At 73.1% G+C, this 20,215-nt stretch carries 18 protein-coding genes and 1 pseudogene; 11 read left to right on the top strand and 8 right to left on the bottom strand.

Annotated elements, in window-relative coordinates; translation table 11 throughout:
* Both ACIRGB_RS14370 and ACIRGB_RS14365 read left to right on the top strand, forming a co-directional pair.
* The coding region (locus tag ACIRGB_RS14370) for a cbb3-type cytochrome c oxidase subunit I (RefSeq protein WP_403863436.1) at window positions 1–1,113 on the top strand (1,113 nt) is incomplete at its 5' end.
* Complete coding sequence (locus ACIRGB_RS14365) at window positions 1,110–1,469, top strand: hypothetical protein (RefSeq protein ID WP_403863433.1); 360 nt, start codon at window positions 1,110–1,112, stop codon at window positions 1,467–1,469. The genes ACIRGB_RS14370 and ACIRGB_RS14365, both read left to right, overlap by 4 nt.
* Here the strand turns inward: ACIRGB_RS14365 and ACIRGB_RS14360 are convergent, their stop codons facing one another.
* A complete protein-coding gene (locus tag ACIRGB_RS14360; RefSeq protein WP_403863499.1) occupies window positions 1,470–2,132 on the bottom strand; it encodes a TetR/AcrR family transcriptional regulator in 663 nt (220 codons plus the stop codon).
* 183 nt (window positions 2,133–2,315) lie between these two features.
* Here ACIRGB_RS14360 and ACIRGB_RS14355 point away from each other — a divergent pair, with 183 nt between their 5' ends.
* Complete coding sequence (locus ACIRGB_RS14355; protein ID WP_403863431.1) at window positions 2,316–3,569, top strand: YncE family protein; 1,254 nt, start codon at window positions 2,316–2,318, stop codon at window positions 3,567–3,569.
* A 52-nt stretch (window positions 3,570–3,621) separates the two neighbouring features.
* On the opposite strand, the gene ACIRGB_RS14350 is transcribed toward ACIRGB_RS14355, so the two are convergent.
* Window positions 3,622–4,122, bottom strand: a complete 501-nt coding sequence (locus ACIRGB_RS14350) for a metallophosphoesterase family protein (protein ID WP_403863428.1) — start codon at window positions 4,120–4,122, stop codon at window positions 3,622–3,624.
* A gap of 148 nt (window positions 4,123–4,270) precedes the next feature.
* Between ACIRGB_RS14350 and ACIRGB_RS14345 the strand changes: the two genes are divergently transcribed.
* Complete coding sequence (locus ACIRGB_RS14345; RefSeq protein WP_403863425.1) at window positions 4,271–4,855, top strand: hydrolase; 585 nt, start codon at window positions 4,271–4,273, stop codon at window positions 4,853–4,855.
* A 14-nt stretch (window positions 4,856–4,869) separates the two neighbouring features.
* On the opposite strand, the gene rfbB is transcribed toward ACIRGB_RS14345, so the two are convergent.
* From rfbB to ACIRGB_RS14315, 6 genes and pseudogenes are all read right to left on the bottom strand, one after another.
* Entirely contained in the window at window positions 4,870–5,844 is a 975-nt protein-coding gene (rfbB, locus tag ACIRGB_RS14340; protein WP_403863422.1) for a dTDP-glucose 4,6-dehydratase, read from the bottom strand.
* Window positions 5,845–5,998: 154 nt separating this feature from the next.
* Window positions 5,999–6,178 (bottom strand): hypothetical protein, encoded by a 180-nt coding sequence (locus tag ACIRGB_RS14335; protein ID WP_403863419.1) that lies wholly within the window; start codon window positions 6,176–6,178, stop codon window positions 5,999–6,001.
* 101 nt (window positions 6,179–6,279) lie between these two features.
* Entirely contained in the window at window positions 6,280–6,699 is a 420-nt protein-coding gene (locus ACIRGB_RS14330; protein WP_403863416.1) for a CBS domain-containing protein, read from the bottom strand.
* Between the two features lie 92 nt (window positions 6,700–6,791).
* Complete coding sequence (locus ACIRGB_RS14325) at window positions 6,792–9,278, bottom strand: SpoIIE family protein phosphatase (RefSeq protein WP_403863413.1); 2,487 nt, start codon at window positions 9,276–9,278, stop codon at window positions 6,792–6,794.
* A 256-nt stretch (window positions 9,279–9,534) separates the two neighbouring features.
* Window positions 9,535–9,691: pseudogene (locus ACIRGB_RS14320) on the bottom strand (PmbA/TldA family metallopeptidase); the annotation flags it as partial.
* 128 nt (window positions 9,692–9,819) lie between these two features.
* Complete coding sequence (locus tag ACIRGB_RS14315; RefSeq protein WP_403863410.1) at window positions 9,820–11,097, bottom strand: S1 family peptidase; 1,278 nt, start codon at window positions 11,095–11,097, stop codon at window positions 9,820–9,822.
* A gap of 581 nt (window positions 11,098–11,678) precedes the next feature.
* Between ACIRGB_RS14315 and ACIRGB_RS14310 the strand changes: the two genes are divergently transcribed.
* From ACIRGB_RS14310 to ACIRGB_RS14280, 7 genes are all read left to right on the top strand, one after another.
* Entirely contained in the window at window positions 11,679–11,894 is a 216-nt protein-coding gene (locus ACIRGB_RS14310; RefSeq protein ID WP_376353014.1) for a type A2 lantipeptide, read from the top strand.
* 102 nt (window positions 11,895–11,996) lie between these two features.
* On the top strand, window positions 11,997–12,803 hold the full coding sequence (locus ACIRGB_RS14305) for an HlyD family efflux transporter periplasmic adaptor subunit (RefSeq protein ID WP_403863406.1): 807 nt from the start codon (window positions 11,997–11,999) through the stop codon (window positions 12,801–12,803).
* A complete protein-coding gene (locus tag ACIRGB_RS14300) occupies window positions 12,800–15,022 on the top strand; it encodes an NHLP family bacteriocin export ABC transporter peptidase/permease/ATPase subunit (RefSeq protein WP_403863403.1) in 2,223 nt (740 codons plus the stop codon). The genes ACIRGB_RS14305 and ACIRGB_RS14300 overlap by 4 nt, the downstream gene beginning before the upstream one ends.
* 1 nt (window position 15,023) lies before the next feature.
* A complete protein-coding gene (locus ACIRGB_RS14295) occupies window positions 15,024–17,846 on the top strand; it encodes an NHLP bacteriocin export ABC transporter permease/ATPase subunit (RefSeq protein WP_403863400.1) in 2,823 nt (940 codons plus the stop codon).
* 30 nt (window positions 17,847–17,876) lie between these two features.
* Complete coding sequence (locus ACIRGB_RS14290; RefSeq protein WP_403863397.1) at window positions 17,877–18,887, top strand: Ppx/GppA family phosphatase; 1,011 nt, start codon at window positions 17,877–17,879, stop codon at window positions 18,885–18,887.
* A gap of 48 nt (window positions 18,888–18,935) precedes the next feature.
* Window positions 18,936–19,115, top strand: coding sequence for a hypothetical protein (locus tag ACIRGB_RS14285; RefSeq protein ID WP_403863394.1), 180 nt, complete (start codon window positions 18,936–18,938; stop codon window positions 19,113–19,115).
* Between the two features lie 55 nt (window positions 19,116–19,170).
* Window positions 19,171–20,202, top strand: coding sequence for an iron-containing redox enzyme family protein (locus ACIRGB_RS14280; RefSeq protein ID WP_403863496.1), 1,032 nt, complete (start codon window positions 19,171–19,173; stop codon window positions 20,200–20,202).
* The last annotated feature ends 13 nt before the right edge of the window (window positions 20,203–20,215 follow it).

Genomic DNA, 20,215 nt, shown 5'->3' with positions numbered 1-20,215 from the left:
ACCACGATCATCTGCATGCGCGCGCCCGGCATGACCATGTTCCGCATGCCGATCTTCACCTGGAACGTGCTGCTGACCGGTGTGCTGGTCCTGCTGGCCTTCCCGGTGCTGGCCGCGGCCCTGTTCGCGCTGGAGGCCGACCGCAAGTTCGGTGCCCACATCTTCGACTCGTCCAACGGTGGGGCGTTGTTGTGGCAGCACTTGTTCTGGTTCTTCGGGCATCCAGAGGTGTACATCATTGCGCTGCCGTTCTTCGGCATCGTCAGTGAGATCATCCCGGTCTTCTCCCGCAAGCCGATCTTCGGCTACATGGGTCTGATCGGCGCGACGATCGCGATCGCCGGTCTGTCGGTGACGGTGTGGGCCCACCACATGTACGTCACGGGCGGCGTGCTGCTGCCGTTCTTCTCCTTCATGACCTTCCTGATCGCGGTCCCGACCGGTGTGAAGTTCTTCAACTGGATCGGCACCATGTGGAAGGGCTCGCTGTCCTTCGAGACACCGATGCTGTGGTCCACCGGCTTCCTGATCACCTTCCTCTTCGGCGGGCTGACCGGGGTGATGCTGGCATCGCCTCCCATCGACTTCCACGTGTCCGACTCGTACTTCGTGGTGGCGCACTTCCACTACGTGGTGTTCGGCACCGTGGTGTTCGCGATGTTCGCCGGCTTCCACTTCTGGTGGCCGAAGTTCACCGGCAAGATGCTGGACGAGCGCCTGGGCAAGATCACCTTCTGGACGCTGTTCACGGGCTTCCACGGCACGTTCCTGGTCCAGCACTGGCTGGGCGCGAACGGCATGCAGCGCCGGATCCCGGACTATCTGGCGGTGGAGGGGCTGACGGCGCTCAACACCGTGTCGAGTGTCTTCTCCTTCCTGCTCGGCATGTCGCTCCTGCCGTTCTTCTACAACGTCTGGAAGACCGCCAAGTACGGCAAGAAGATCGAGGTGGACGACCCGTGGGGCTACGGCCGTTCGCTGGAGTGGGCGACCTCCTGCCCGCCGCCGCGGCACAACTTCCGTACACTGCCGCGCATCCGCAGCGAGTCCCCGGCCTTCGACCTGCACCACTCCCCCGCGGCAGGCGCCGAGCGGGAGCTGATCCTCCGGTGACCGGCGGGGAGGGCCGTCCCCCGGCCGCCCGGGTGCTCATCAACGAGATCGAGGGCCATCTGCTCGTCGCCGCCACCCGTGCGGAGGGTCGCACGGCCGCCGCACGCTTCACGGCGCCCTTCGACTGGCTGGGCGACGACCGGCGCCGCGAGGTGGAGGAACGATTCGAGGCCGAGTACCTCGCGCTCGCCCGGAGTTCCTGGCAGCGCACGGCCGAGCGCGCGGGGCGGCTGCGCGGGGAGTACGAGGAGCGGTACCGCGCGCTGCGGCGCCGGCTGCTGGCCGGGTTCCTGCTGGGGGCGGGCGCGGTGCTCGGGTGCGCGGGTGCCCTGGTCCTGGTCCTGGGGCGGGGGTAGTCAGCGCGCCGTCGGGCTCCAGCCGGGTGGGCGCAGCAGGGCCAGGAGCTGGCGGACCAGTTCCTCGACGACCTCGTCGAGCGTGGCGTCCACCCAGCCGGCGCTGTAGTCGTGCAGCAGGCCGTTGACGCCGCCGATGAACGCGGTGGCGGCCAGCCGGTAGTCGCGGGGCGCCGCCTCCCCGCGCAGGGCGGCCGACCGGGCCTCGGCGCAGATGAGGTCGACCCAGCGGGCGCGGCGGGCCAGCCGTTGTTCCTCCAGGCGCGGGCTGACGCCGATGATCTCCACGAAGGTGATGCGGACCCGGCGCGGATCGCCGGTGACGTCGGCGGCGTAGGCGCGGAAGATCGCGGCGGCGCGCTCGGGGAGCGGCAGGTCGCGGGTGGCCTCGGCCGCGGTGCGCACGGCGTCCTCGGCCCAGGCGTTGACCTGGAGGTGGAGCGCGGCGAGCAGGTCCTCCAGGGTGCGGAACTCCTCGTAGAACTGGCGGGTGGACAGGCCGGCGGCGTCACTGAGGGCCGCGACGGTCGTGGCGCGGTAGCCGGGGGTATCGCCGAACAGCTGGAGCGCGGCGTCGAGGAAGCGCCGGCGGCGTTCGGCCTGGCGCTGCGCGGCCGACTTGCCGCCGTAGCGGCCCGTCGGCGCCCTGAGCCTGCCCGCCACCCGCTCTCCTCCCTCGTGCCAACTCCCGGCCACACGACCGATTTTGTCGTGTCCGCGGCCTTGTGGAGAAGGGCACCCATTCCCTACTTTGCAGTAAGTTCACTCTGAAAGCGGCTGTGTTCAGATTGCGCGCTCCATCGCTCCATCGCCCCCACCCCATGCCCCCTGCCGGAGGAGAGCAGCATGCCCGCCTTCACGACCAGGCACCTCGGCGCCGTCGCCGCCGCCCTCGCGCTCACCGTCGCCGCCCCCGCCGCCACGGCCTCGGCCGCCCCGGACGCCCGCGCCGACCTGCGCGAGGTGATGTTCGTCGGGAACAACTGGGACGGCACCGCGGACGTCATCCGGTCCACCGGCGACTTCGCCAGGATCGGCCGCATCGACGTCGTCCCGGACAAGGCGGAGCGGATGGCGGAGATCAACGCCGACCCGATCAAGTGGATCTACTTCCAGGCCATCCGCAACGGCGTCGGCGAGGGGCACGACCAGCTCGTCGACGACATGTACTCGACGCCGGACGGCACCTCGGTGGTCGTCTCCCGGCCGAGCTTCGCCGATGTGGTGTCCGTGAACCTCGCCACCGGCGACATCAACTGGCGCTTCCCCGTCTCGGGTTACCGCTCCGACCACATGGCGGTCTCCCCCGACGGCACCCGGGTCGCGGTCTCGGCCTCGACCTCCAACACCGTGCACGTCCTGGACATCGAGACCGGCGAGCAGGTCGGTTCGTTCGGCACCGGCGACAAGCCGCACGAGAACATCTTCAGCCGTGACGGCAGGTACATCTGGAACATGTCCATCGGCGAGGTGAACACCGCGCTCGACGCCCCCTGGCTCGACTGGACCAAGGGCGACCGGCGCATCACGGTCGTGGACGCCACGACGTACAAGCAGGTCAAGGTCATCGACATGCGGGAGCGGCTCGACGCGATCGGCCTCGGCGACTACTCGGACGCGGTGCGGCCCGCCGTCTTCTCCCCCGACGAGTCCAAGCTGTACTTCCAGGTCTCGTTCTTCAACGGCTTCTTCGAGTACGACGTCGCCACCGACCGGATCACCCGGACGAAGACCCTGCCGAAGAACCCCGCCACGAGCGAGGACCGCACCACCTGGGTCAACGACTCGCGCCACCACGGTCTCTCGATGAGCCCGGACGGTGCCAAGATCTGCGTCGCGGGCACGATGGACGACTACGCGACGGTCGTCGACCGCGGCACGCTGACGCAGGGCCCGCTGGTGACCGCCGCCAAGCCGTACTGGGCCACGGTCAGCGGCGACGGCCGGCACTGCGTGGTCTCCGAGAGCGGCGCCGACCAGGTCACGGCCATCGACTTCGCCACCGGCCGGAAGTCGGTCTCGGTCCCCGTCGGCGACCATCCGCAGCGGGTCCGGATCGGCCAGGTGGCGGCGGACTGGACGGGACCGTCGGCCGGCTGAGACGAGGTCCGTACCGGCGCACTCCGGAAGAAGCGCTGCCGGCCGCCCCTGCTCACCGTGGCGGCAGCCGGTGCAGCTCGACCTCCTCCAGCCGCCCGTCGGCGACCGTGACGGTCATGTACGTGCAGTACGGCTGACGGCGGCGGTCCGTCGGCGATCCCGGGTTGAGCAGGCGCAGACCGGTGGCCGCGGTGGTGTCCCAGGGGATGTGGCTGTGCCCGAAGACGAGGACGTCGAGGCCGGGGAAGCGGGCGGCGCAGCGGGCCTCCCGCCCCTGCGCCGCCCCCGTCTCGTGGACGACGCCGAAGCGCAGGCCGCCGAGGTCGGCGTACGCCACCTCGGGCAGCCGGGCGCGCAGCGCGGGTCCGTCGTTGTTGCCGTGGACGCCGACGAGCCGGCGGCTGCGGCTCTCCAGCAGGTCGAGGGTGTCCGTGTCGACCCAGTCCCCCGCGTGCAGGACGACGTCCGCGCGCGGGAGTTCCGCCAGCAGCAGCGCCGGCAGTTCCTTGGCGCGCTTGGGCAGGTGGGTGTCGGACGTGATCAGCAGGCGCACACCTCCAGCTTAATCGACAGGCAAAACTGTGCAGTCTCAGCTGGACAGTCTTACCTGTCGAATTTACCGTGGTGCCAGGCGCCGGCCTGGCCGGGCCGGCAGCGGCGGTCTCCGCACCGTCGGAGAACCATCCGAAAGGCACCACCTCATGACCGTCACCGCCCTCGACCCGCGCACCGCCCTCGTCGTGATCGACCTCCAGGCCGGCATCGTCGCCGCGCCCACCGAGCCGTACACCGGCGCCGAGGTCGTCGCCCGGAGCGTCGCACTGGCCGAGGCCTTCCGCGCCCGCGACCTGCCCGTGGTGCTGGTGCGGGTCTCCTTCGCCGCCGACGGGGCGGACGCCGTGCCCGGCCGTACGGAGGCCGGCGGCGCCGGCGGCCCGCGGCCCGAGGGCTGGGACGTCGTCGTCGACGAGCTGGCCGGGCACCCCGGCGACATCACCGTCACCAAGCGCAACTGGGGCGCCTTCCACGGCACCGGCCTCGACGTCCAACTGCGCCGCCGCGGCGTCACCCAGATCGTGCTCTGCGGCATCGCCACCAGCATCGGTGTGGAGTCCACCGCCCGCGCCGCCCACGAACACGGCTACCACGTCACGCTCGCCACGGACGCGATGAGCGACATGAGCGCCGAGGCGCACCGGGGCAGTGTCGAGCGGATCTTCCCGCGCCTGGGCGAGACGGGCACCACGGGGGAGATCCTGGAACTGCTGGCCACCACGCACGGCTGACGGACCGGCGTCGCTCACCCCGCGTCGGTGCGCCGCTTGAGCGGCTCCCACCAGGCCCGGTGGTCCCGGTACCAGGCGACGGTCTCGGCCAGCCCGGTCGCGAAGTCGCGGCGGGGCCGGTAGCCCAGCTCCTCGCGGGCCTTGCTCCAGTCGACCGAGTAGCGCAGGTCGTGGCCCTTGCGGTCCTCGACCCGCACGATCCGGTCCGGCCCCGCGCCGCAGGCCTCCAGGAGCAGACCGGTGAGGTCGCGGTTGCTCAGCTCGGTGCCGCCGCCGAGGTTGTAGACCTCGCCGGCCCGGCCCCGGGTGCGCACCAGCTCGACTCCCCGGCAGTGGTCGTCGACGTGCAGCCAGTCGCGGACATTGCGTCCGTCGCCGTAGAGCGGGACCCGGCGGCCGTCCAGGAGGTGGGTGACGAACAGCGGCACGAGCTTCTCGGGGAACTGGTGCGGGCCGTAGTTGTTGGAGCACCGCGTCACCCGTACGTCGAGGCCGTGGGTGCGGTGGTACGAGAGGGCCAGCAGGTCGCCGGACGCCTTCGAGGCGGAGTACGGGGAACTCGGCCGCAGGGGGTGCTCCTCGGTGGCCGAGCCGGAGTCGACGGAGCCGTAGACCTCGTCGGTGGAGACGTGCACGAAGGGCGCCACGCCGTGGCGCACGGCGGCGTCGAGCAGGTTCTGGGTGCCGACGACGTTGGTGAGGACGAAGTCGGACGCGGCGTGGATCGAGCGGTCCACGTGGGACTCGGCGGCGAAGTGCACCACCTGGTCCGCCTCCGCCGTCAGCTGGTCCACCAGCGGCGCGTCGCGGATGTCGCCGTGCACGAACTCCAGCCGGGGGTGGCCGAGTTCGAGGTTGGCGGTGGTTCCGGCGTAGGTGAGGGCGTCCAGGACGGTGATCCGCGGCGCCCCCGGACCGTCGGAGGCGAGGAGCCTGTGGACGTACCGGGAGCCGATGAAGCCGGCGGCGCCGGTGACCAGGATGTTCATGAGCGGTTCCGTGCCTTGCTGGGGTCGGGGCGGGCGGTGCGGGCGTCCGTGACGCTACCGGCGTGCCCCGCACGGTCCGCGACCGGCCCGGAACGCGCACCGCGCCGGCACAAAGGCCGGCGCGCTGGGCGGGGTCACCACCCTCAGGGCGTGTTCAGTCCTCGCCCCGGACGATGTTCGACTCCTGGCCCGGTTGCGGTGCGCGGGTGGCGCCGCCGTCCTCGACGGCCGGCACCCAGGTGCGCATCGCGCCCCTGCTCCGCAGGCGGCGGGCCTCCGACCAGCCTGTCTCCAGCCGACGGGCGGCGGGTTTGCCGCCAATCTCCGTGGTCACGAGGCATCATCTTCCTTCTGGATTCCGCGTCTGGTGCGCTCGCCCCTCCGGGTCCCCGCGCGGGACACCGCGAAACACCGGGCTCATGTCCCGTGCGGTGCCTAGGGGTTGGGCCGGGCCACGCTGATGTCGCCCAGTGCCGACTCCGGATCGCGCTCCATCACCAGGTCGCCGAGGGAGACGATGCCGACCGGACGGCCGTCCTCGACGACCGGGACACGGCGTACGGCGTGCTCGCGCATCAGCCGGACGGCGTGGACCAGCTCCTCGTCGGGCCGTACGGTGACCAAGTCGTCGCTGCACGCGCCGGCCACGGTGGTCTGCTCCGGGTCGCCGCCCTCGGCGATCGACCGGATCACCAGGTCGCGGTCGGTGACCAGGCCGCGCAGCCGGTCGCCCTCGGTGACCAGGACGGCGCCGAGGTCCCGGTCGCGCATGAGGCGGGCCACGGCCGTGACGGAGGTCAGCGGCTCGACGGTCACCGGATCGCGGGTCATGACGTCGCGGACGTACTGGGTCATGGGGGTGTGCCTCCCTGTCGTTCCGGCTGCCTCGCTCGGGTCGCGGCCGGGCGGGTACCCGGCGGTGCGGCGGCCGAACCGGCCGGGGAGGCTCAGCCGACGGCCACCGGGACCTCGCTCCACACCTGCTTGCCCCCGCTGACGGGCAGCGTCCCCCAGGCCGCCGACATCGCCTCGACGAGGAGCATGCCGCGACCGCCCGTGGCCTCCCAGCCGATGCTGGTCGGCTTGACGGGCGTGCGCGGCGAGGCGTCGGCGACCGCGACGCGCAGCCGGCCGCCGAGCAGGGTGAGGTCGAGCCGCACCTTGCCGTCGGTGTGCACCAGGGCGTTGGTGACCAGCTCGGAGACGATCAGCAGGACGCCGTCGACGTCGCCGTCGGGTACCTCCCAGGAGCGCAGGGTGCGCCGGGTGAAGCGGCGGGCGTGCCGCACGGCCTCGGGCAGTCGCCACACCGACCAGCTCTCCCGCAGCGGGCGCAGGGCCATGCCGTCGTAGCGCACCAGCAGCAGGGCGACGTCGTCGTTGCGGCGGGCGTTGCCGAGCAGGGCGTCGGCGACGAGTCCGAGGTGGGCGGGGGCGGAGACGGCCAGGGCGTGCGCGAACCGGTCCATGCCTTCGTCGATGTCGGACTCCGGCGTCTCCACGAGGCCGTCCGTGGTGAGGGCGATCAGGGTGCCGGGCCGCACCCGCAGCGGGCTCATCGGGAAGTCGGCCTGCGTCACCACGCCGAGCGGGGGGCCTCCCTCCACCTCCGCGATCTCCGTGGAGCCGTCGGGGTGGCGCAGCACCGGCGGCAGGTGCCCGGCCCGCACGCACCAGGCGGAGCCCTCCTCCATGTCGAGGTCGACGTAGACGCAGGTGGCGAAGAGGTCGGTCTCCATGCCGGTCAGCAGCCGGTTGGCGTGGGACACCACCACGTCCGGCGGGTGGCCCTCGACGGCGTAGGCGCGCAGGGCGGTGCGCATCTGGCCCATGAGGGTGGCCGCGCCCGCGCTGTGGCCCTGGACGTCGCCGATGACCAGGGCCACGTGGTGGTCGGGCAGCGGGATCACGTCGTACCAGTCGCCGCCCAGCTCCAGGCCCGCCGTGCTGGGCAGGTAGCGGGCGACGGCGACCGCGCCGGGCAGCTTCGGCAACCGGCGGGGCAGCAGCTGGCGCTGGAGCATGCCGACCAGTTCGTGCTCGGCGTCGAAGGCGTGGGCGCGCATCAGGGCCTGCCCGGCGAGGCCCGCGGAGGCGGTGAGCAGGGCGCGCTCGTCGGGGCCGAAGTCGTGCGGGGTGTCCCAGCCGATCAGGCAGGCGCCGGCCATGCGGCCGCCCGCGGGCAGCGGCAGCACGGCCAGGCCGCCGGGGCCGACGTCGGCGAGGGCGGGTTCCAGGTCGCCGGTGCCGGCGGGCCAGATCCGGGCCCGCCCCTCGCGCAGGGCGGCGGCGAGGGTGGGCATGGCCCGTACCGGTGCGTCCGGCCACTCGGTGCGCCACTCCAGGCGCCACAGCTCGGGCCAGGACTCGGGGTCGGGCGGGTCGAGGACGGTGACGACGAGCCGGTCGTTCTCCAGCTCGGCCAGCGCGATGCGGTCGGCTCTGAGCGGTCTGCGCAGGGCGGCGACGACGGCCTGGCTGACGTCGCGGACGGTCCCGGCGGTGGCGAGCGCGGCGGCGAGCCGCTGGACGCGGGCGACGTCGGTCACGTCCGGGCGCAGCGTGGAGGCGTCGGCGACGGTGCCGACCAGGAGGGTCGGCCTGCCGTCGCCGCCGGGCAGCAGGCGCCCGCTGAGCCGCAGCCACTTCGGCGGGCCGGTGGGTTGCAGCACCCGGAACTCCAGCTCGCGCTCGCCGATGGTCATGTGGTCGGACTCGGTCACCGACATCAGCGACGGCAGGTCCTCCGGCACGGTGAGGCCGAGCAGCGTCTCGACCTTGCCGTCGAACTCCTCGGGGGCGAGGCCGAACAGGCGCAGGATGTCGTCACCGACCTCCGCCCGGCCGGTGTCCATGGCCAGGGTGAAGGCGTTCGGCTGGAGCTCACCGGCCTCGGCGGACTCGGTGGTCGCCGCCGGGACGGGGCAGGTGACCGCCTCGGCGATCACCTCCAGGCAGGCGCGGCCGTCGGCGTCGAACCCGTCCGGGTGCTCGGTCAGGGCGAGGAGGCAGCCGCCGCCGTCCCCGCGCACGGGCAGGACGGCCAGCGAGAAGCCGCTCGACGGCACGTGCCGCGACTCCGCCGATCCGGCGAACTCCGCCGGCCCCATCCACACCGCCTCGCCGGCCCGGTGGGCGTCGGCGACCGGGGAGCCGCCCGTCGCGGGATAGCTGTCGCGTACGCCGTACAGGGTGCGCGGCGCTCCGGCCGACTCGACCAGGCAGAGCAGTTCGCGGTCGTCGCCGGGCGTGTAGAGGGCGGCGAAGGAGGCGCCCGCGAAGACCAGCGCCTGTTCGAGGATTCCGCGCAGCCGCTGCTCCGGCTGCGGACCGGCCGCGAGGGCCTTCAGGGCGCCCTCGGCACGCAGCGTCCTCGGTCCGCGTTCCGGTGCGCCCTCTGTGACCACGTCGCCATTACAGCGCTTATGCGACATCTGCGCAGCCCCTGCGGCTCGGGTACCGGCGGTCGGGAGCACATCGGGGGCGCCCGGACCTACGCTGCGCGCCGCGGTGCGGTGCGGTGCGGACGGGACGTAGGTGTGGGGCGGGGGCGGGCGCGGATAGGTACAGCACACTGCGGGGCGGCCCCGGGGGGTGCGGCGGCGCATTACGGGCCGTGCGCGGGGGCGCGGTGCGGGATGGCGCACCCCGGTGCGGTGCGCATCGGGCCGAGTGGGCTGGGCGGTCCGTCGCCATCGCCTGCGAGGCGACCTTGGCGGCGGCGTCCAGGGGTCAGGTCCACGCCGGACGCGAACCCCCACGTATCGCCGTGCACGACCCGCACCGCGTACCCGAGGTCGGTGGTGTCCGAGGACCCGGCGGGCCGGGCGTCCCTGGCCCGGTGGGACCGACGGGCTCGCGCGAGGGAGAGGCACGGGTCAGCGGGCCCGCCCGGGCGGTGCGGCCGCCGGATCGCCGTCCGGTCCCGTCGGCGGGGGCCCGGGCGGCGATCCAGCGGGCCGTGGGGTCAGCCCGTCAGCCCGTCAGCCCTTCGGTCCCGTCCTCGCCGCCGACCGCCGCACCGTCACCGGCCTCACCGGCACCGGAGCCTTCACCCGCGTCGCCGCCCGCACCGGCGGCACCCTCGTCCCCGGCGCCCGCACCCGCACCCGCACCCCCGGCACCGGCGGCCTCGCCGCCGAGGGTGGCGCCGACCGCTTCCAGGGCCGTGGTGACCGGCTGGAAGAAGGTCTCGCCGCCGGCCGTGCAGTCACCGCTGCCGCCGGAGGTCAGGCCGATCGCGAGGCCGTCCCGGGTGAACAGGGAACCGCCGCTGTCGCCCGGCTCGGCGCAGACGTCGGTCTGTATGAGGCCCGTGACCGTGCCCTCCGGGTAGTTGACGGTGGCGTCCAGGCCGAGGACCTGGCCGTCGGCCAGCCCGGTCGTGCTGCCCATGCGCAGGACCTCCTGGCCGACCGTCGCCTCGGCGGCCCCGCTGATCGGCAGGGAACGGTCGCCGAGGTTGACCTCGCTCGGCGCCTCGGTCGCCGGGTCGTCGTACCTGACGAGCGCGAAGTCGCCCTCGCCGGGGAAGACCGCCTGGTCGACGGTGGCCACCGGCGGGCCGCCCTGCGCGTCGGACCACTGGTCGGCCGCGACCCCGCAGTGGCCGGCCGTCAGGAAGGCGGGCGAGCCGTCGCCCGCGGTGACGTTGAAGCCCAGTGAGCAGCGCGCGCCGCCGCCGAAGACGGCGTCGCCGCCCGACGCGAAGGTCTTGAAGGTGCCGGCGGACTTCCTGACCGTCGCCATGCCGGAGCCGAGGCCCTCGACGGTGGACTCCAGCCGGTCCCACCGCTCGCCGGTGACGGTGCGGTCGGCGGTCACCAGGATCTTGTTGGTGCGCGGGTCGATCGCCCACGAGGTGCCCGGAATGCTCGCCTGGGACTTCAGCGTCCGCGCGCCGCTCCTCAGCTCGCCCATGCTGTTGTCGACCTCGCGGACCTCCGCGCCCGCCTTCTCGGCCTGCGCGACGACCTGGTCGTCGTCGCCGGGGACGACGTTGACGACGAGCTGCCGCGCGCCGGAGTCGTAGTAGGAGCCCGCGAAGGTGTCGCCGAGCAGCCCGGCGAGCCGTGCGGCGAGATCGGAGGCGTCCGCCGCCTTGAGGGTCCGGGGCGCGGTCGCGGCGTCGTCCGGGGAGCCGCCGTCCTGCGAGGCGTTGGCGTTCGGCAGCAGGACTGCGGCCGCGCCGAGCGCCACCACACCGCCCGCCGCCATCGCGGCCCTGCGCTTCGGGATTCGCTTGTGACTCAACCTGCTCGACCTCCTGGGACCGGGGCCTGGGCCCGCCGGTCCGGCAGCTGTTGGGGGCGCCTGGACGGCTGTTGGTACGCACCGGCCGACCGGGGCGTTCAGCCGGGCCACCGCGTACGACCGGATCGGCACCCTCCGCATCCGCCCGGCGACGCACTGTTCCGATCACGGAGCGGAATGACCGCTTCAGCGAATCTGCACATCGAATGCCCAACCCGGTCACTCTCGTTGGCGCATCTGCACAATCCCGCGGCGACCCGTACGCCTTTGGGCCCGGAGTGCCCCAATCGCCTCCCCGGAGGCAAGGGATCGCGCGAACCGATGTCGCGCACCGTGTGAAGAAGTCGCCGCGAAGGCGTGCGCGCTCCTGCACGCTTGGCTGCCCGGGCCTCGCAAGTGCGCTGGTGAGAGGGGTGATTGATTGGAAGCCCGGACCGGCCGCGTGCTTTGATCCATCGCACCGCAGGGGCTGCGGAGGGCTCGGGAAACGGGCGCCCGGCGCCTGCGGTCGCGGCCGTCATCTGTCCCCAGAGGGGGCCGCTCCCCCCTTGTGAAATGGCTATACGAAGGGAAGTTCCATCATGAACTCCACCCCCCAGGTTGAGACCGTCGAGATCTCCGACGCCGACCTCGACAACGTCTCCGGCGGCCTGAACGTGAACGCCGTCGGCACCGTCACCGGCCTGGTGGACGGCATCGCCCCGGTCTCCGGCCTGGTCAACACGGCCGTCGGCACGGTCGAGGGTGTCACCGGCCTGAACACCGCCCCGGTCACGGGCCTGGTCGCCGGTCTCTGATCGCACCTTTGCGTCGCCGAGTCCCGGAGCCACCCAGGCTCCGGGGCTTTTCGGCCGTTCCGCTTCTTCGGCCGTACTCATCAAGCCCGGGATACGTCAGCCGTGCAGTTCCGCCAACAGGCCCTCGCCAAACTCCAGTCACCGGAGGAGCTCGATCTCCCGGTGCGTTTCGCCCGTCCCCAGGGCTGGCTGGTGCTGTCCGTGACCGTGGTCGCGATGGCCGCCGCGTCCATGTGGGCGGTGGGCGGCTCGGTGACCTCCACGGTCGCCGCCCCCGCCATCCTCACCCACGGGCAGGGCAGTTACCTGCTGCAAAGTCCCGTCTCGGGGCAGGTCACCGCGGTCCTGGCGCGCCCGGGGCAGCGGCTGGCCGCCGACGCCCCGGTGCTGAAGGTCCGCACCGCCAAGGGTGAGACGGTCGTCCGCTCGGTCGACGCCGGGCGGGTCAGCGCGCTCGCGGCCACCGTCGGGCAGATCATCGGTACCGGCGCGAACGTCGCCTCGGTCGAGAAGGTCGCCCACGCCGACGACCCCCTCTACGCCACCGTCTACGTCCCCGCCGAGAAGGCCGCCGCCATCCCCGCCCACGCCTCCGTCGACCTGACCGTCCAGTCGGTGCCGACGCAGCAGTACGGCGTCCTGCACGGCGAGGTGAAGGCCGTCGACCGCTCGGCCCAGTCGGCGCAGACGATCGCCGCGTTCCTCGGGGACAGCCAGCTCGGCGAGCAGTTCACCGAGGACGGCAGGCCGGTGGCCGTGACGGTGCGGCTGGCGGCCTCGAAGTCCACGAAGAGCGGCTACGAGTGGTCCTCGGCGGACGGGCCGCCGTTCGAGCTGACCTCCATGACCCTGGCCTCGGGCTCGATCCGGCTGGCCGACCAGCGTCCCGTCGATTGGCTGCTGCCGTGAGCACCGCACAGGAGACCCGGGGCAGACGCCGGGCCGCCCCGCCGAGGCGCGGCGTGCCCAAGAGCCGCGCGAAGACCGTCCGCACGCCCACCGTGCTCCAGATGGAGGCCGTGGAGTGCGGCGCGGCCTCCCTCGCGATGGTGCTGGGGCACTACGGCCGCCATGTCCCGCTGGAGGAGCTGCGCATCGCCTGCGGTGTCTCCCGCGACGGGTCCCGGGCGAGCAATCTGCTGAAGGCGGCGCGCGGTTACGGGCTCACCGCCAAGGGCATGCAGATGGACCTGGCCGCCCTCGCCGAGGTGACGGCACCGGCCATCCTCTTCTGGGAGTTCAACCACTACGTCGTCTACGACGGCATGGGCCGCCGGTTCGGGCGGCGCGGGGTGTTCATCAACGACCCGGGCAAGGGCCGCCGTTTCGTGTCCCTGGAGGACTTCGACGGCAGCTTCACCGGGGTCGTGCTCACCATGGAGCCCGGCGAGGACTTCACCCGGGGCGGCCGCAAGCCCGGTGTGCTCGGCGCGATGCCGGCCCGGCTGCGGGGCACCGCCGGGACGCTGCCGGCCGCCGTGCTGGCGAGCCTGCTCCTGGTCGCGGTCGGCGCGGCGGTGCCCGCGCTCAGCCGCACCTACATCGACATGTTCCTGATCGGGGGGCAGACCTCGCTGCTCGGCGTGCTGTTCGCGTCGATGGGGGCCTGTGTGCTGCTCACGGTGGTGCTGACCTGGCTCCAGCAGGCCAACCTGCTGCACGGCCGCATCATCTCCTCCACCCTCTCCAGTGCCCGCTTCCTGCGGCACCTGCTGCGGCTGCCGGTCACCTTCTTTTCCCAGCGCAGCCCCGCCGACCTGGTGCAGCGCCTCCAGTCCAACGACGCCGTGGCCGAGACCCTGGCCCGCGACCTCGCCGCGGCGGGTGTGGACGCGATCGTGGTCGTCCTGTACGCCGTGCTGCTGTACACGTACGACCCGCAGCTCACCTTCGTCGGCATCGGTGTGGCGCTGCTCAACATCCTGGCGATGCGGGTCGTCATCCGGCTGCGCGCGACCCGTACGGCGAAACTGCGGGCGGACACGGCGCGGCTGACCAACACCGCGTACACCGGGCTCCAGCTGATCGAGACGATGAAGGCGACCGGCGGCGAGGACGGCTACTTCCGCAAGTGGGCGGGGCAGCACGCCACCACGCTGGAGGAGCAGCAGCGGCTCGGGGTGCCGAGTGCCTGGCTGGGCGTGGTCGCGCCGACGCTGGCGACGCTCAACAGCGGGCTGATCCTGTGGATCGGCGGCATGCGCGCGGTCGAGGGCCACATCTCGGTCGGTCTGCTGGTCGCCTTCCAGGCGCTGGTGGTCCGCTTCACGGCCCCGCTGACCCGGCTGAACGGCGTCGCGGGCCGCATCCAGGACTTCGCGGCCGACGTAGCCCGGCTCAAGGACGTGGAGAACTTCCGGGCGGACCCGCTCTACGACCGCCCCGGCGGCGGCGACTCCACCCGCCGGCTGCACGGCCACGTCGAGTTGCAGAACATCTCCTTCGGCTACAACCCGCTGGACAAACCCCTGCTCACCGGCTTCGACCTGACCGTCGGTCCGGGGCAGCAGGTGGCCCTGGTCGGCGGGTCGGGCAGCGGCAAGTCGACGGTGTCGCGGCTGATCTCGGGCCTGTACGCGCCCTGGGACGGCGTGATCCGCATCGACGGGCAGCGGCTCGACGACATCCCGCGCGGGGCGCTGGCGTCCTCCGTCTCCTTCGTCGACCAGGACGTGTTCCTGTTCGAGGGCTCGGTGCGCGACAACGTGGCGCTGTGGGACCCGTCGATCCCCGACGACGCCGTGGTGGAGGCGCTGAAGGACGCCGCGCTGTACGACGTGGTGATGCGCCGGCCGGGCGGTGTCCACAGCCCGGTCGAGCAGGACGGCCGCAACTTCTCCGGCGGGCAGCGCCAGCGCCTGGAGATCGCGCGGGCCCTGGTGCGCCGCCCCAGCATCCTCGTCCTGGACGAGGTGACCAGCGCGCTGGACGCGGAGACCGAACTGGTGGTCATGGACAACCTGCGCCGGCGCGGCTGCGCCTGCGTGGTGATCGCGCACCGGCTCAGCACCGTGCGGGACAGCGACGAGATCGTCGTCCTGGAGCACGGCACGGTGGTGGAGCGCGGGCGGCACGAGGATCTGCTGGCGCGCGGTGGCGCGTACGCGGCGCTGGTCAGGGAGCGGTGAGATGACGACCGTGCACGAGGGACAGGGCGACCTGGTCCTGGGGGCGCTCGGCTCGCTGGGCACGCGCGTCGACTGCGCCGGGTTCAACCGGCTCGACCTGGAGGGACCGCAGGTCCTGTGGCTGGTGGCGTCCGGCGCGGTGGACCTGTTCGCGGTCGACGCCGGGGAACAGGGCCACTGGCACCACCTGGGACGCCTGGAGGCGGGCTCGGTGCTGCTCGGACCGGTCACCGGGCCGCAGCACACCCTGGTGGCGCGTCCGCTGCGGGACTGCGTGGTGCACCGCATCGGACTGCGCGAGCTGTACCAGCCGGCGAGCACCCAGACATGGTCGTACGACGCGTACGGCAACCCCCAGTACGTGCCGCCGACGACGAGCCCGCTGGAGTACGCCCTCGCGCTCGGCGTGGGCCGCGGCCTGACCGTCCTCTTCCAGGCGCCGATGGCCGCGGAGCGGGCCGGCGCGCCCGCCGACGACGACGTGTTCTGGATGCAGGTGCCGCCGGGCAGCGTGCAGTACGGGGCGGTGTACGGCGAGGAGGCCGCCGCCGACCTGCTGATGGACCCGGCGCTGTGGCAGAGCATGGTCGACCAGCAGTACCGGCTGCTGACCACCCTGGACCGCTGGATCGAGCAGCTGGAGCGCACCCACGAGACGCGTACCGCGGCCGGTATCAAGGCCGGTGAGGCGGTGCGCGAGCAGGCCGACCGGACGCTGCTGGCCTCCATCGGCAGGCGCCGGGCGCAGCGCGGTACGGCCGCCGACGCCGACGCCACGTACGCGGCCTGCGAGCTGGTCGCCCGCGCCGCCGGGATCCCGCTCGCCGAACCGGCCCTGGGTGGCGCCGAGAGCGACCGGCTCGATCCGGTGGAGCGCATCGCGCTCGCCTCGCGGGTGCGGACCAGGTCGGTGCGGCTGGAGGACCGCTGGTGGCGGGAGAACGTGGGCCCGCTGGTGGGGCACCGCACCCTGTCGGGGGCGCCGGTGGCGCTGCTGTGGCGGCGCGGCGGCTATGTGGCCGTGCATCCGGCGACCGGCCGGGAGACGCCGGTGGAGAAGGCGAACGCCGGGGAGTTCGAGCCGCGCGCGGTGATGTTCTACCGGCCGCTGCCCGAGCGGCGGCTCAGTCCGCTGCGGCTGCTGCGGTTCTGTCTGGCGGGCACCCGCCGGGATCTGACCGGTCTGCTGCTCGCCGGGCTGGTGACGGTGGGGCTGGGCGCGCTGGTGCCGGTCGCGACGGGCCGGGTGCTCGGCGAGTTCGTGCCCAAGGCGCAGACCGGGCTGATCGTGCAGGTGTGTCTCGCGGTGATGCTGAGCAGTGTCGTCGCGGCGGCCTTCATGCTGTTGCAGAACCTGACCATCCTGCGCCTGGAGGGCCGGATCGAGGCGACGCTCCAGCCCGCCGTGTGGGACCGGCTGCTGCGGCTGCCGACGCGGTTCTTCACCGAGCGTTCCACCGGCGAGCTGGCGAGCGCGGCCATGGGCATCAGCGCCATCCGCAGACTGCTCGCGGGGGTCGGTCCGACGGTGGCCCAGTCGGTGACCGTGGGGGCGGTGAACCTCGCCCTGCTGCTGTGGTACAGCGTGCCGATGGCGCTGGCCGCGCTCGGCATGCTGGTGGTCGTCGCCGGGGTCTTCCTGGGCCTCGGACTGTGGCAGGTGCGCTGGCAGCGGCGGCTGGTCAAGCTCACCAACAAGCTGAACAACCAGGCGTTCCAGACGCTGCGCGGGCTGCCCAAGCTGCGGGTGGCGGCGGCCGAGAACTACGCCTACGCGGCGTGGGCGGAGCGGTTCGCGCACAGCCGGGACCTGCAACAGCGGGCGGGGCGGATCAAGAACCTGAACGCGGTGCTGGGCGCGGTGTACCTGCCGTTGTGCACGCTGCTGATGTTCATGCTGCTGGCCGGTCCGGCGCGGGGCTCGATGTCGGCGGCCGAGTTCCTCACCTTCAACGCCTCGGTGACGATGCTGCTGACCTCGGTCACCCAGCTGACGGGCGCGTTCGTGTCGGGGGTGGCGGCGCTGCCGCTGTTCGAGGAGATCCGGCCGGTGCTGGACGCGACGCCCGAGGTGCGGACGGCGAGCACCCGGCCGGGTCCGCTGTCGGGGGCGATCGAGGCGCGTCGGCTGTCCTTCCGGTACACCGACGATGGTCCGCTGGTCCTGGACGACGTGTCCTTCGAGGTGCGGCCCGGCGAGTTCGTGGCGGTCGTCGGCCCCAGCGGTTGCGGCAAGTCGACGCTGCTGAGGCTGCTGATCGGCTTCGACCGGCCGCTGTCGGGCAGCGTCCTGTACGACGGCCAGGACCTGGCCGCGCTGGACCAGTCGGCGGTGCGCAGGCAGTGCGGGGTGGTGCTCCAGCACGCGCAGCCGTTCACCGGCTCGATCCTGGACGTCATCTGCGGCACCGAGCCGTACACGCCCGAGGAGGCGATGGCGGCGGCCGAGATGGCGGGGCTCGCGGAGGACATCCGGCGGATGCCGATGGGCCTGCACACCATCGTGTCGGGCAGCGGCGCGGTCTCCGGGGGCCAGCGGCAGCGGCTGATGATCGCGCAGGCGCTGATCCGCCGGCCGCGCATCCTCTTCTTCGACGAGGCCACCAGCGCCCTGGACAACGAGACGCAGCGCACGGTGATCGAGTCCACCAAGGCGCTCAACGCCACCCGGATCGTGATCGCGCACCGTCTGTCCACGGTCCTGGACGCCGACCGCGTGATCGTGATGGAGGACGGCAAGGTCGCCCAGCAGGGCCCGCCCGCCCACCTGCTGGCGGACACCGGCGGCCGGCTGCACGAGCTGGTGCGGCGACAACTGGCCTGATCGGCGCTCAGATGGGTACTTGTTGCCCTCATGCGTACCAGCGTGGTGGATGTGGGATCGAACACGGTCCGGCTCATGGTGGCGGACGCCGAGGGCGGCGTCCCGCTGCCGGTGCACACCGCGAAGTGGCGGCTGCGGCTGTCCGAGCAGGTCAAGCCGGGCGACCCGGTGCCGGAGGAGGCCGTGGAGCGGCTCGTCGAGGCGGTCGCCGACGCCGTCAGGACCGCGGACCGCTGGGGCGCGTCGAGTCCGCTGGCCTTCGCGACCGCCGTGGTGCGCGCCGCGCCGAACCGGCGTGAGGTGCTGCGCACCGTGCGCGCCCGCACCGGCGTGCCGCTGTGCACCCTGCCGGGCGAGGTGGAGGCGGAGCTGACCTTCCTCGGGGCCCGGCGCTGGATGGGCTGGCGGGTCGGGCCGCTGGCGCTGCTGGACATAGGCGGCGGTTCGCTGGAGGTCGCGTTCGGACGCGGCCGGCTGCCCGGCTTCGTGGCCTCGCTGCCGCTGGGCGCGGCCCGGCTCACCCACGAGTTCCTGGCGGGCGGCCAGGACCCGGCGTCGCCGGACCAGGTCAAGGCGTTGCGCCGCAGGGTCCGCCACGAGCTGCGGGACGTCGCCGCGCGGATCCGCTGGGAGGGGCCGCGGACCGCCGTGGCCACCTCGCGGACCTTCCAGCAGCTCGGACGGCTGTGCGGGGCCCCGCCGGGCCGGCACGGGCCCTTCATGGAGCGGCGGATGCGCTGCTCGGACCTGGGGGACGCGGTGGGCCGGCTGGCCGCCCTGTCCGCCGCCGAGCGGGCCCGGCTGCCGGGCATCTCCGCGCCGCGCGCGGCGCAGAGCCTGGCCGGAGCCGTGGTGGGGCACACCGCGATGAAGCTGATCGGCCTCGAGTCCGTGACGCTCTGTCCCTGGGCGATCCGTGAGGGCATCCTGCTGCGCCACATCGAGGACGGCCCGTCCTGGTGGGCCGAGGTCGTCCGCCGCAGCGACGAGGCCGCTCCCCCGGCGCCGGTGCCCCTGCGCCTGGCGGCCACGTCGAACTGAACGACCGCAGACAAGAACCGTACGACCGGAAGCGAGAAGGAGCACATCGTGTCCCAGGACGGCGAGCGCGACCACCAGCAGCCCGAGACCGCCATCGAGGAGGTGCTGCGCGAGATCGAGGAGGCCAGGCCCCGCGACGCGGAGTCCGACGAGGGCGGGCACCGGGGCGAGGCGGGGGACGCCACCTCGCCGAACACCGGCGCCCAGAAGGACGCCGAGGGCGAGTGAGATGCCGATCCGTGCGGCCGGGGGTGCCGGGCCGGTGTCCGGGTACTCGCGGCGCATGGAGTACGACCGCGAAGGACCACAGCTGCCGACGGCCCGGGGACCGGTCTCCGAGGCCGTCGGCGCACATCTGCTCGGCACGGGCCCACTGCCCTCCCCCGAGGCCGTCGCCGCCGCGCCCGTGTACGGCGACGACCTCCAGCTCGCCCTGTACCAGTGCTACGAGCTGCACTACCGGGGCTTCGCGGGGGTCCGCCCCGACCTGGAGTGGGACCCCGCCCTGCTGGGCGTCCGGGCCGGGCTGGAGCGACGCTTCCTGGCCGCCCTGCGGGCCGACACCCCGGTCCACGACAGCGTCGCGGACGCGGTCGGGGCGCTGCTCGTCGAGCCCGTCCACGGCGAGGGGGTCAGCCATTTCCTGCGCGACGAGGGCGCGTTGTGGCAGCTGCGCGAGTACGCGGCCCAGCGCTCCCTGTACCACCTCAAGGAGGCCGATCCGCACGCCTGGGTGCTGCCGCGGCTGTGGGGCCGCGCGAAGGCGGCGATGGCGGCGGTGGAGTTCGACGAGTGGGGCGGCGGCCGCGCCGACCGGGTGCACGCCCGCCTGTTCGCCGACCTGATGGAGGACCTGGACCTGGACACGGCGTACGGGGCCCATCTCGACGCGGCCTCGGCCGAGTCCCTGGCCACGGTGAACATGATGTCCCTGTTCGGCCTGCACCGGTCGCTGCGCGGCGCGCTGGTGGGGCATTTCGCGGCGGTGGAGATCACCTCGTCGCCCGGTTCCCGGCGGCTCGCCGAGGCGATGCGCCGCACCGGCGCCGGTCCGGCCGCCGAGCACTTCTACGACGAGCACGTCGAGGCCGACGCGGTGCACGAGCAGATCGTGCGGCACGAGGTGATCGACGGCCTGCTGGAGCAGGAGCCGCGGCTCGCGGCGGACGTCGTGTTCGGCATCGACGCCACCGGCTACCTCGAGGACCGCCTCGGCAACCGGCTGCTCGCCGACTGGCGCACGGGACGGTCGTCGCTGCGCACGCCGCTGCCCGCCGCTCGCCATGCCCGTGGGGAAGTTTCTCATATTTCGTGACGACCGGGGTACG

This window comes from Streptomyces sp. NPDC102490 (genome assembly GCF_044765285.1).
Lineage (GTDB): Bacteria > Actinomycetota > Actinomycetes > Streptomycetales > Streptomycetaceae > Streptomyces.
This window is presented reverse-complemented; position numbering and strand designations above follow the sequence as displayed.

Bases quoted from the DNA above. Each gene is read 5' to 3' on its own strand.
- ACIRGB_RS14355 (WP_403863431.1), top strand. From the start codon at position 2,316: ATGCCCGCCTTCACGACCAGGCACCTCGGCGCCGTCGCCGCCGCCCTC.
- ACIRGB_RS14345 (WP_403863425.1), top strand. From the start codon at position 4,271: ATGACCGTCACCGCCCTCGACCCGCGCACCGCCCTCGTCGTGATCGAC.
- rfbB (WP_403863422.1), bottom strand. From the start codon at position 5,844: ATGAACATCCTGGTCACCGGCGCCGCCGGCTTCATCGGCTCCCGGTAC.
- ACIRGB_RS14330 (WP_403863416.1), bottom strand. From the start codon at position 6,699: ATGACCCAGTACGTCCGCGACGTCATGACCCGCGATCCGGTGACCGTC.
- ACIRGB_RS14325 (WP_403863413.1), bottom strand. From the start codon at position 9,278: ATGTCGCATAAGCGCTGTAATGGCGACGTGGTCACAGAGGGCGCACCG.
- ACIRGB_RS14310 (WP_376353014.1), top strand. From the start codon at position 11,679: ATGAACTCCACCCCCCAGGTTGAGACCGTCGAGATCTCCGACGCCGAC.
- ACIRGB_RS14295 (WP_403863400.1), top strand. From the start codon at position 15,024: ATGACGACCGTGCACGAGGGACAGGGCGACCTGGTCCTGGGGGCGCTC.
- ACIRGB_RS14290 (WP_403863397.1), top strand. From the start codon at position 17,877: ATGCGTACCAGCGTGGTGGATGTGGGATCGAACACGGTCCGGCTCATG.
- ACIRGB_RS14280 (WP_403863496.1), top strand. From the start codon at position 19,171: ATGGAGTACGACCGCGAAGGACCACAGCTGCCGACGGCCCGGGGACCG.